Consider the following 12,602-nt stretch of genomic DNA (forward strand, 5'->3'; position numbering starts at 1 on the left):
CTTCGCAAAATGGTATGGACGCGGTATCTGATCAAGATGGCGTATTGGAAGGAACCAAGCAGGCCGATTTGCTGCGCGGAGGGGCGGGCGACGACGTGCTGAACGGTTATGAAGGCGACGACACGCTGCAAGGCGGCGACGGCAACGACACCCTGTTCGGCGATGCCGGCCATAACGTGCTGGAAGGCGGCCGCGGCGACGACAGCTTGGTCGGCGGCGTGGATGGCGATCTCTACCTGTTCAACCTGGGCGACGGCAACGACGTCATCTCCGACAACGCGCTTGAGAAGCGCAACGAGGCTGACGCCAATCCGGCCTACCGCGACGAGCTGCGCTTCGGCGCCGGCATCTCGCCGCAAGACATCGAGCTGCTGCATGCCGGCAACGACCTGGTGCTGCAGCATGGCAATGGCGAGGATTCCGTCACCATCCAGAACTGGTTCGTCGACAAGCGCTACTGGGTGGAGCAGATCCGCTTCGCCGACGGCACGCTGTGGACCATAGACGATCTGGCGCAACGGGTGATCGTTCAGACCGGCACCGACCGCAAGGAGACGATGTCCGGCTGGATGGGCAAGGACCACCTGATCGGTCTGGCTGGCAACGACACCCTGAACGGCCGCGAGGGCGACGATTGGCTGGAGGGCGGCGCGGGCAACGACAAGCTGCTGGGCGGCGCCGGCAACGACACGTTGCAAGGCGGCGATGGCGACGACTGGCTGGAAGGCGGCAGCGGCCGCAACGTGCTGGAAGGCGGCAAGGGCAACGATACCCTGATCGGCGGCGCGGATGCCGACATCTACATTTTCAATCTGGGCGACGGCGCGGACCTGATTCGCGACGCCGGCGGCGCGGACGTGTCCGTTCAGGACGAAATCCGCTTCGGCGCCGGCATCCTGGCCAAGGACATCACCGTGATCCGCCAGGGCGTCAATCTGGTGCTGACGCACGCCAACGGCAGCGACCGCCTGGTGGTGGAAGGCTATTTCGCCAGCCTGGCCAGCCGCATCGAACGCATCGCCTTCGCCGACGGCACGGTATGGACCCAGGCCGATATCCGCATCACCACCACCGGCACCGACGGCGACGACACGCTGGAGGGCTGGGACGGCAGCGACATCCTGATCGGCGGGGCCGGCAACGATGTGCTGATCGGCCATGGCGGCGCGGATACTTTCATCGGCGGGGCGGGCAGCGACACGCTGCATGGCGGAGCGGGAGCGGATGTGTACGTGTTCGAGCGCGGCCATGGCCATGACGTGATCGCCGCGCACGGCGTGGATGTGGCGGTGACGCTGCAGGATGAAGTCCGCTTCGGCGCGGGCATCGCGATCGGCGACATCCATGTGGAGCGCGTGGGAGACGACATCGTGCTGGCGCATCTGAACGGCGCCGACTCGGTGACGATACAAGGCGGTTTCAGCGTGGAGCACGGCTGGCAGGGCCGGATCGTGTTCGCCGACGGCAGCGTGTGGAAGGGGGATGAGTTGGAACAGCGTGTGGTTGAGGTGATTGCCGGCAGCGACGAAGACGAAGCGCTGCAAGGTTCGGCGGAAGATAACTTCATTGATGGCGGAGCCGGCAACGATACGCTGGTGGGCGCTGGCGGCAACGATACCTTGAAAGGCGGCACCGGCAACGATTTCCTGATGGGGAGCACCGGACGGGATGTCTTCGTGTTCGGCCTGGGCGACGGACGGGATACCCTCAACTACGGCGTCGCGATCGCCAAACTCGCCATGTACAGCAAGGGCGACCAGATCCGTTTCCTGGAAGGCATCCGGGCATCCGACATCTCGGTTTACGCGGTGGGCAAGGACCTGATCCTGCAGCACGCCAACGGCGTGGACAGCATCACCATCAAGAACGGCGCGGTGGACAAGACCGGCTGGGCCGGGGAGGTGGCGTTCGCCGACGGCACGACATGGAGCGCGGCCGACGCGCTGGCCAAGGCGGTGGCGGCCACCGGCACGCCGGGAGACGATCAGATCAAGGGCGGCAAGGGCGACGAGCTGCTGGACGGCGGCGCGGGCAACGACACCATCCTGGGCGGCGGCGGCAACGACACGCTGAAGGGCGGCGCCGGCAACGACGTGATCAGCAGCGCCGGCGGCGGCAGCAGCGTGCTGGAAGGCGGCAAGGGCGACGACACCCTGACCGGCGGCGGCCAGTCCGACATCTACATCTTCAATCTGGGCGACGGCAACGATGTCATCATCAACGGCAGCGTCGGCGTCGACATCAAGCACTACAGCGAGATCCGCTTCGGCGCAGGCATCGCAGAGGCCGACGTCAAGGTGGTGCGCGCCGGCAACGACGTGCTGCTCAAGCACATCAACGGCCAGGACTCGATCCTGATCCGCAACTGGTTCCTGGGAGAAGTGAACTGGATCAGCAAGGTGGCCTTCTCCGGCGGCGTCAGCTGGACCGGTCTGCAGATCAACCAGTGGAGCAGCGGTATCGTGGTGGGCGGCGCGGGCAACGACGCGCTGACCGGCAGCGCCGGCAATGATCTGCTGGATGGCGGCGACGGCGACGACACGCTGATCGGCGGCGGCGGCAACGACACCTTGAAGGGCGGGGCCGGCAACGATGTGCTGATCAGCGCCGGCAGCGGCGTCAACCTGCTGGAAGGCGGCAAGGGCGACGATACGCTGAAGGGCGGATCGGCCAACGACATCTACATCTTCAATCTGGGCGACGGCCGCGACGTCATCATCAACAACTCGGTCAGCGTCGGCATCGCCCATCACAGCGAAATCCGCTTCGGCGCCGGCATCGTCGCCGCCGACATCCAGGTGGCGCGCTCCGGCGACGACATCATCCTGCAGCACGCCAACGGCGCGGACGCCATCGTGATCCAGGGCTGGTTCGCCGCGACCGCCGCCCAAGTGGGCAGCGTGGTATTCGCCAGCGGCGTCAGCTGGACCGCGGCGCAGATCGTGCAGTTCAGCCAGGGCATTTTCATCGGCGGCAGCGGCAGCGACACGGTGCGCGGCGGCAAGGGCAATGATCTGCTGGACGGCGGCGACGGCGACGACACGCTGATCGGCGGCGGCGGCAACGATACCCTGAAGGGCGGCGCCGGCAACGATGTGCTGATCGCCGGCGGCAGCGGCACCGCCATCCTGGAAGGCGGCAAGGGCGACGACACCTTGCAGGGCGGCGCCGACAACAATATCTACATCTTCAACCTGGGCGACGGCCACGACGTGGTGGTCAACAACGCGTTGAACGTGGCCATGGGCGTCAGCAGCGAGATCCGCCTGGGCGCGGGCATTTCGGCCAACGACATCCGCGTGGTGCAGGTAGGCAGCGACCTGGTGCTGCGGCACGTCAACGGCGTCGATTCGATCGCCATCCAAGGGTGGTTCCTGGGCGAGGCGCATTGGGTCGGCGGCGTGAAATTCGCCGACGGCGCGGTGTGGACCGCCGCCCAGCTCAACCAGCGCGGCACCGGCGTGGTCATCGGCGGCAGCGGCAGCGATGTGCTGCAGGGCGGCGGCAAGGACAATCTGCTGGATGGCGGCGACGGCGACGACACGCTGATCGGCGGCAACGGCAAGGACACGCTGAAGGGCGGCGCCGGCAACGACGTGCTGATCAGCGGCGCGGGCAGCGTTTCCATCCTAGAGGGCGGCAAGGGCAACGACACGCTGAAGGGCGGCGGCGACCGCGACATCTACATCTTCAATGTCGGCGACGGCCAGGACCTGATCATCAACAACAGCCTGAGCGTCAACGTCAATCACCAGAGCGAGATCCGCCTGGGCGTCGGCATCGCCGTCACCGATATCGTGGTGGCGCAGATCGGCGACGATCTGGTGCTGCAGCATGTGAATGGCCAGGATGCGGTGCGCATCCAGGGCTGGTTCCTCAGCGCGGCGGCCCAGGTGGGCAGCGTGGTGTTCGCCGGCGGCGCGGTGTGGAGCGCCGTCGAGCTGACCCAGCGCAGCCAGGGCATTTTCATCGGCGGCAGCGGCGGCGATGCGCTCAGCGGCCTCAAGGGCCGCGACAACCTGCTGGACGGCGGCGACGGCGATGACACGCTGATCGGCGGCAACGGCAAGGACACGCTGAAGGGCGGCGCCGGCAACGACGTGCTGATCAGCGGCGGCGGCAGCGTCTCCATCCTGGAAGGCGGCAAGGGCAATGACACGCTGAAGGGCGGCGGCAGCCAGGACATCTACGTGTTCAATCTCGGCGACGGCGGCGATGTCATCATCAACAATTCGGTGAGCGTCAACGTCAATCACCAGAGCGAGATCCGTTTCGGCGTCGGCATCGTCGCCGCCGACATCACCGTGGTCCAGGTAGGCGCGGACCTGGTGCTGCGCCACGTCAACGGCGTGGACTCGGTGCTGGTGCAAGGCTGGTTCTCCAGCGCGGCGGCGCAGGTCGGCTCGGTGGTGTTCGCCGACGGCGTGGCATGGAGCGCCGTCCAGATCAACCAGTGGGCGACCGGCGTGTACATCGGCACCGATGGCAACGACACCCTGATCGGCCGCGGCGGCAAGGATACGCTGAGAGGCGGCGCGGGCGACGATGTGTTGATCAGCGCCGGCGGCGGCATTGCCGTTCTGGAAGGCGGCAGAGGCAACGATATCCTGAAGGGCAACGCCGGGAGCAATACCTACATCTTCAATCTGGGCGACGGCCAGGATGTGATCGTCCACAACGAATTGGGCGTCAGCCTCAGCCTGCATGGCGAAATCCGCTTCGGCGTCGGCATCGCCGTCACCGACATCGTGGTGACGCGCAGCGGCGACGACATCCTGTTCCAACACGTCAACGGCAAGGATTCCATCCTGGTCCGCAACTGGTTTGTCGGAGAAGGACACCGCATCGAGCGGGCGGTATTCGCCAATGGCGACAACTGGAACACGCTGCAGATCGAACAACGCAGCCTGGGCATCTATATCGGCACCGCCGGCAATGATTCGCTGCAAGGCGGAAAGGGCAATGATCTGCTGGACGGCGGCGAAGGCAACGACACGCTGGTGGGAGGCGGCGGCGCCGACACCCTGCTGGGCGGCGGCGGCAACGACATCCTGATCAGCGGCGGCGGCGGCGTGTCCATCCTGGACGGCGGCAAGGGCAACGACACCCTGCGCGGCGGCGGCGACAAGGACATCTACCGGTTCAATCTGGGCGATGGGCAGGACATCATCGTCAACAGCCCGACCATCCAGACGCAGTCGGCGCACAATGAGATCCGCTTCGGCGTCAATATCGTCGCCAACGACATCCGCGTGGCGCGCAGCGGCAACGACATCGTGCTCCGCCACATCAACGGCAGCGATTCCATCCTGATCCGCGACTGGTATCTGTCGGAGGGCAACTGGATCAGCCAGGTGGTGTTCGCCGACGGCGTGGTCTGGTCGGCGCACCAGATCGACCAATGGGGCATAGGCGTCGTCACCGGCACCAACGGCGACGACACCCTGATGGGCGGCGGCGTCAGCGGCGTGACCCGATTCGAAGGCGGCAAGGGCAACGACACGCTGATCGGCGGCGACGGCAAGGACATCTTCATTTTCAATCTGGGCGATGGCCAGGACGTCATCCATTACGGCGCGAACAACGGCAATCTGTCCGTCTTCAGCGCGGGCGACGAACTGCGCTTCGGCGTAGGCATCAGCGTCACCGACATCCTGGTGATCCGCAGCGGCGACGACATCCTGCTCAAGCACATCAATGGCGTGGACAGCGTCACCATCAAGGGCGGCTTCACCGACAAGGCGCAGTGGGGCGGCAGCGTGATATTCGCCAACGGCACGGCGTGGACGGTCAGCGAGCTGATCAAATACGTCGCTGTCACGGTGAGCGGCACCGACGGCAACGATACCTTGAACGGCGCCAAGGGCAATGACGTGATCTTCGGCCTGGGCGGCAACGACCTGCTGTCCGGCGGCGACGGCGACGACACGCTGTTGGGCGGCAGCGGCAACGACTCGCTGAACGGCGGCAACGGCAACGACCTGCTGGAAGGCGGCGACGGCTTTGACGTGCTCAACGGCGACGTTGGCAACGACACGCTGCGTGGCGGCATCGGCAACGATACCCTGACCGGCGGCGCGGGCGCCGACCTGATCGAAGGCGGCGACGGCGACGACGTGATCTATGGCGGAGATACCGCTTACAACGGCAACTTCAGCGACGACGCGCGGTACTACCCGGCCACCCACCACTACCAAGGCGCGGAGAAGGACACGCTGCGGGGCGGGGCGGGCAACGACCGGATCGAAGCCGGCAACTGGTGGAGCTACGACCACACCTTCGAAGGCGGCGCCGGCGACGACACGCTGGTGGGCAGCTTCGCGCGCGACCTGTACCTGTTCAATGTCGGCGACGGCAACGACCTGATCATCGACAAGGCGGGCGCGAGCAACAACACCTCCAGCGGCGTCGACTTCCGCGACGAACTGCGCTTCGGTCCGGACATCCAGGAAGCGGACATCCAGGTGGTGCGCGTCGGCAACGACCTGGCCTTCCGCCACGTGAACGGGCAGGACAGCGTGACGGTGAAGGATTGGTTCAACAGCTCGGCGTCCGACGTCAACTGGATCGAGCGGATCACCTTCGCCAGCACGGGCGCGGAATGGGGCATCGACGACCTGAAGAAACGGGTGATCGGCTTCGTCGGCGGCGATGGCAACGACAGCATCGACGGCTGGCATGGCCAGGACCATCTGCAGGGCGGAGACGGCAACGACACGCTCTACGGCTACCAGGGCAATGACCTGCTGGAAGGCCAGGGCGGCAACGACCTGCTGTCCGGCGGCGACGGCGACGACACGCTGCTGGGCGGCAGCGGCAACGACTCGCTGAACGGCGGCAACGGCAACGACCTGCTGGAAGGCGGCGACGGCTTTGACGTGCTCAACGGCGACGTTGGCAACGACACGCTGCGTGGCGGCATCGGCAACGATACCCTCAACGGAGGCGAGGGCAATGACAGCTACCGTTTCGGTCGCGGCGACGGCGTGGACCTGGTGCAGGATTCCGGCGGGCAGGATGCGCTGGAATTCGACAAGGGCGTCAACGCCGATCAGCTGTGGTTCCGTCGCCAGAACAACAGTCTGGAAGTCAGCGTGATCGGCGGCGGCGACAAGGTGGTGGTGGACAACTGGTTCGGCAGTGCCGCCAATCAGCTGGAAACCATACGCTCCGGCGATGGCAAGGCGCTGGCGGCTTCGCAGGTCCAGGCGCTGGTGACGGCGATGGCGGCGTTCAATCCGCCGGCTGCCGGTCAGATGACGCTGCCGGCCGATTATCAGACCGGTCTGCAGACTGTGATGGCGTCGAGCTGGAAGTAAATAAACAGGTCTGATGTTTGATCGCAAAGCCACGCATGCAGATGCGTGGCTTTTTTTATTGTCTTGGCGGCAGGGGAGTGGCTGGGAAGATATTTAGAGTTTTAGCTATGTAAGTAATTATACGTATCAACAGCGGTGTGATTTGTGTCGGTCTGGCGATAAAGCAGAATGAATGGCGAGAGGAGTTTTGGCCTGTCTTATTCAGGGTGGCTGATCAAAGATGGAAATTTGCTGGTAATTGGCCTTTGTTTGACTTCGCTGGTGGGATGGCAATTTTTTAATTGGTAAAAATTAACATTTTTGTTTAAAGGAAAAGCCGGTATTTTCCTTTGCAAATTCCCATCCTTATTGCCAGTTCAATTAAAAATATGTCTGATCCTATTAGCGGTCAAACCGTGCCGGGAGCTTCGGCGCCAGATCATGGCCTGCTCGGCCTGGTGCTGCTGGCCCAGTTCCACGGCATCGCCGCCGACCCCGAGCAGCTCTCCCACCAATTCGGCCGCTCCGCCGAACCCTTCTCCGAAACCGATCTCCTCCTCGCCGCCAAGCACCTGGAACTGAAAGCCAAGATCGTCCAGCAGCCGCTGGACCGCATCGGCCTGATGGCCTTGCCGGCGCTGGCGCTGGCGGCCAATGGCGAGCACTTCATCGTCGCCCGCTGCGACGGCGACAAAGTCTTGATCCACGATCTGAAGCAGGGTCGTCCCGTGGTGTTGAGCCTGGACGAGCTGGCGGCGCGCTATGATGGCCGACTGCTGGTGGTCGCCTCGCGCGCGTCGGCGGCCGGGGCGCTGGTCAAGTTCGATTTCACCTGGTTCGTGCCGGCCATCGTCAAGTACCGCAAGCTGCTGCTGGAAGTGCTGGGCGTGTCCTTCGTGCTGCAGCTGTTCGCGCTGGTGACGCCGCTGTTCTTCCAGGTGGTGATGGACAAGGTGCTGGTCAACCGCGCCTTCAACACGCTGGACGTGATCGCTGTCGGCCTGCTGGCGCTGTCGGTGTTCAACGTGATTCTGTCCGCCTTGCGCGGCCACGTGTTCGCCCACACCACCAGCCGCATCGACGTGGAGCTGGGCGCTCGCTTGTTCCGCCACCTGTTGGCGTTGCCGCTGGCCTATTACGAGGCGCGCCGCGTCGGCGACACCGTGGCGCGGGTGCGCGAGCTGGACAGCATCCGCAATTTCCTCACCGGCCAGGCGCTGACCACGGTGCTGGACCTGCTGTTCTCCTTCGTGTTCCTGGCGGTGATGTTCTATTACAGCGGCTGGCTGACGCTGATCGTGGTGATTTCCTTGCCATGCTACGCCGCCTGGTCGGCCATGCTGACGCCGCTGTTGCGCCGGCGGCTGGACGAGAAGTTCGCCCGCGGCGCCGATAACCAGTCCTTCCTGGTGGAGTCGGTGGGCGGCATCGGCACCATCAAGTCGATGGCGGTGGAGCCGCACATGACCCGGCGCTGGGACAACCAGCTGGCGGCCTACGTGGCTGCCGGCTTCCGCGTGACGCGGCTGGCCAATATCGGCCAGAACGGCGTGCAGCTGATCCAGAAGCTGGTGACGGTGGCCACCTTGTGGCTAGGGGCCAAGCTGGTGATCGGCGGCGATTTGTCGGTCGGCCAGCTGATCGCCTTCAATATGCTGGCCGGCCAAGTGGCGGCACCGGTGGTGCGCCTGGCCCAGTTGTGGCAGGACTTCCAGCAGGTAGGCATTTCGGTGGAGCGGCTGGGCGACATCCTCAACACCCGCACCGAATTGCCGGCCAGCCGCGCGGCGCTGCCGCCCATCCAGGGCAAGATCGAGTTCGACCAGGTGGTGTTCCGCTACCGCCCGGACGGCCCGGAGATCCTGCGCAAGCTGAGCCTGGACATCCGCGCCGGCGAGGTGGTGGGCATCGTCGGCCGCTCCGGCTCCGGCAAGAGCACGCTGACCAAGCTGGTGCAGCGGCTGTACGTGCCGGAATCCGGCCGCGTGCTGGTGGACGGCAACGATCTGGCCCTGGCTGATCCGGCCTGGCTGCGCCGCCAGATCGGCGTGGTGCTGCAGGAGAACCTGCTGTTCAACCGCAGCGTGCGCGACAACATCGCGCTGTCCGATCCCGGCATGTCGCTGGACGCGGTGATCCGCGCCGCCAAGCTGGCCGGCGCACACGACTTCATCATGGAGCTGGCCGAGGGCTACGACACCATGGTCGGCGAGCACGGCGCCAGCCTGTCCGGCGGCCAGCGCCAGCGCATCGCCATCGCCCGCGCGCTGGTCTGCAATCCGCGCATCCTGATCCTGGACGAGGCCACCAGCGCGCTGGACTACGAGTCCGAGCGCGCGGTGATGCAGAACATGCGCGCGATCTGCCAGGGCCGCACCGTGCTGATCATCGCCCACCGCCTGTCCACCGTGCGCGGTGCCCACCGCATCATCGCGATGGACAAGGGCGTGATCGTCGAGGCCGGCAGCCACGCCGAACTGGCGCAGAAGCCCGGCGGCTACTACGCCCACCTCCACAGCCTGCAGCAAGGATAAGCCGAGATGAAACATCAGATTGAGGCGTTGCGGGGCTTCCTGCAACGCTACCGCCAGGCATTCGCCGACCATTGGTCCATCCGCCACCAGCTTGACCCCAAGCCGCGCAGCGAGGATGAGCTGGCGTTCCTGCCCGCCCATCTGGAGCTGACCGACAGCCCGGCTTCGCCCTTGCCGCGCTGGAGCATGCGCGTCATCGTCGCGCTGTTTGTCTGCGCGCTGCTGTGGGCGCTGATCGGCCAGCTGGACATCGTCGCCGCCGCCGGCGGCAAGACCGTCAGCGGCGGCCGAACCAAGATCATCCAGCCGCTGGAGCCCAGCGTGGTCAAGGCCATTCACGTGCGCGACGGCCAGTTGGTCAAGGCCGGCCAGCTATTGATCGAGCTGGACGCCACCGCTGCCGGCGCCGACAACCGCAAGGCCGGCGACGCGCTGGAAACCGCCCGCCTGGCCGGCGCCCGCTACCAGGCGCTGCTGGCCGCGCTGGACAACGGCCGGCTGCCGCAGTTGGAGAAGCTGGACGGCGTCGACCCGGCCAAGCAGTTGAGCGAGGAAGCGCTGGCTGTCGGCCAGTGGCGCGCCTACCAGGCCAAGCGCGATGCGCTGCAGGCCACGCTGCGCCAGCGCGAAGCCGAGCTGTCCACCACCCGCCAGCAGGTGATCAAGCTGCAGGGCACGGTGCGGCTGGCCGAAGCGCGCGAGCATGACTACCAGGAGCTGCTGGACAAAAACTTCATCTCCAAGCACGCCTATCTCGACAAGCAGCAGGCGCGCATCGAGCAGCAGGGCGATCTGGCCAGCCAGAAGAGCCGCATCCAGGAGCTGGCCGCCGCTATCGCCAGCCAGCGCGAAGAGCTGGAAGCGCTGACCGCCAACTTCCGCAGCGACGCGCTGGACAAGCTGCGCGAAGCGCGCGAGCAGACTACTCAGTCCGGCGAGGAAGTGAAGAAGACCGGCCGCCGCCAGGCGCTGACCCAGCTCACCGCGCCGGTGTCCGGCAGCGTGCAGCAACTGGCCATCCACACCGTCGGCGGCGTGGTGACCGAGGCTCAGCCGTTGCTGGCCGTGGTGCCAGCCAACGAGGCGCTGGAAGTGGAAGCGCAGATCGAGAACAAGGACATCGGCTTTGTCCGGCCCGGCCAGGCGGTGACGGTGAAGGTGGAAAGCTTCCCCTACACCCGCTACGGCTACCTGGACGGCGTAGTGGAAACCGTCAGCCACGACGCGCAGCAGGACGAAAAGCGCGGCCTGTTGTTTCCCGCCCGTATCCGGCTGAAGCAAAGCCATCTGGTGATAGACGGCGCGCGCGTCAACTTGAGCGCCGGCATGGCGGTCAGCGCCGAGATCAAGACCGGCAAGCGCCGGGTGATCGACTACTTCCTCAGCCCGCTGCAGGAACACGTCGGCGAAGGCATGCGAGAACGTTGAGATGAGGCTCCTGCTGATCCACCAGAATTTCCCCGGCCAGCTGCGCCACATCGCCGATGATCTGAAAACCCGGCCCGATATCGACCTGCTGGCGGTGGGGCGCGACACCGCTCCCGGCCTGCAGGGCGTGCGGCTGCTGCGCTACAAGCCGCACCGCCAGCCCAGCCGCCAGGCCCACCCTTATCTGTTCAGCTACGAAGACGCGGTGCTGCACGGCCAGGCGGTGCTGCGGACCCTGCAACCCTTGGCCAATCGCGGCTATCGGCCCGATGTGATCCTCGCCCACCCAGGCTGGGGCGAGACGCTGTTCCTGAAAGACCTGTTTCCGAACGCGCGGCTGATCCACTACTGCGAATTCTTCTACCACGGCCGCGGGGCCGACGCCGACTTCGACCCTGAATTTCCGCTCAGCCTGGACGGCGCCGCGCGGCTGCGCGCCCGCAACGCGCTGCACCTGCTCAACCTGGAGAACGCCGACGCCGGCGTCTGCCCCACCCACTGGCAGCACAGCCTGCATCCGGCGGCCTATCGCGACAAGCTGCATGTCGCGCACGAAGGCATCCGCGCCGAGCTGTTGAAGCCCGACCCCGCCGCCGAACTGGCGCTGCCGAACGGCCGGACGCTGCGCGCAGGGCAGAAGATCGTCACCTACGTCGCGCGCAATCTGGAGCCTTACCGCGGCTTCCACGTTTTCATGCGGGCGCTGCCCGAGCTGCTGCGCGCCGAGCCCGAGTGTCAGGTCGTGATCGTCGGCGGCGATGGCGTCAGTTACGGCAGCGCGCCGGCGGACGCCGCCCACTGGCGCGAAAAGCTGCTGCGCGAAAACCCAGTCGATTCGAGCCGCGTGCACTTCCTCGGCAAGGTGCCGTACGACGTCTACCGCAAGGTGCTGCAAGTCTCCGCCGTCCACGTCTACCTGACCTATCCCTTTGTGCTCTCGTGGAGCCTGCTGGAGGCGATGGCCAGCGGCTGCCGCATCGTGGCGTCGGACACCGCGCCGCTGCGCGAGGTGATCCGCGACGGCGTGAATGGCCATCTAGTGGGTTTCTTTGATCGAGAGGCGCTGGTGGCGCGGGTGAGAAGCGCGTTGGGCGAGGACGTGCCGGGGATGCGTGAGCAGGCGCGGAGTACGGCGCGGCGCTATGGCTTGGAAGAAGGGTTGGTCGCGTATCGGAATTTGCTGGGTATGGGAGCGCATGCGGGACGATCTTGCCCGCATCAGGCCTGACCGGCGTTTTGGCAGTACGTAAATTCAAAAATAAGGAATTTTCAGATGACAGATCTGTTTCGTGAAATGAACACAGCCCAAGCTGACGACGGCCTGATTCTGGGCACCGACGGC

General features: G+C 65.6%; 4 protein-coding genes. All 4 read left to right on the forward strand.

From position 1 onward, the window contains the following. The first annotated feature begins 14 nt into the window (after positions 1 to 14). The 4 genes from LQR33_RS02435 (at position 15) to LQR33_RS02450 (ending at position 12,488) form a co-directional block, all read left to right on the forward strand. Positions 15 to 7,319: a calcium-binding protein gene (locus LQR33_RS02435; RefSeq protein WP_269326185.1), complete on the forward strand. Its 7,305-nt coding sequence runs from the start codon at positions 15 to 17 to the stop codon at positions 7,317 to 7,319. A gap of 368 nt (positions 7,320 to 7,687) precedes the next feature. Then, positions 7,688 to 9,832, forward strand: a complete 2,145-nt coding sequence (locus LQR33_RS02440) for a type I secretion system permease/ATPase (RefSeq protein WP_231467311.1) — start codon at positions 7,688 to 7,690, stop codon at positions 9,830 to 9,832. Between the two features lie 6 nt (positions 9,833 to 9,838). Beyond that, positions 9,839 to 11,260: an HlyD family type I secretion periplasmic adaptor subunit gene (locus tag LQR33_RS02445; protein WP_221668821.1), complete on the forward strand. Its 1,422-nt coding sequence runs from the start codon at positions 9,839 to 9,841 to the stop codon at positions 11,258 to 11,260. Between the two features lies 1 nt (position 11,261). After that, positions 11,262 to 12,488, forward strand: coding sequence for a glycosyltransferase family 4 protein (locus LQR33_RS02450; RefSeq protein ID WP_231467315.1), 1,227 nt, complete (start codon positions 11,262 to 11,264; stop codon positions 12,486 to 12,488). Positions 12,489 to 12,602 lie beyond the last annotated feature (114 nt).

It is taken from the genome of Chromobacterium piscinae, from assembly GCF_021129175.1.
Classification (GTDB): Bacteria; Pseudomonadota; Gammaproteobacteria; order Burkholderiales; family Chromobacteriaceae; genus Chromobacterium; species Chromobacterium piscinae.

Coding starts and splice junctions, on each gene's coding strand:
- LQR33_RS02445 (WP_221668821.1), top strand. CDS start 9,839: ATGAAACATCAGATTGAGGCGTTGCGGGGCTTCCTGCAACGCTACCGC.
- LQR33_RS02450 (WP_231467315.1), top strand. CDS start 11,262: ATGAGGCTCCTGCTGATCCACCAGAATTTCCCCGGCCAGCTGCGCCAC.
- LQR33_RS02440 (WP_231467311.1), top strand. CDS start 7,688: ATGTCTGATCCTATTAGCGGTCAAACCGTGCCGGGAGCTTCGGCGCCA.
- LQR33_RS02435 (WP_269326185.1), top strand. CDS start 15: ATGGACGCGGTATCTGATCAAGATGGCGTATTGGAAGGAACCAAGCAG.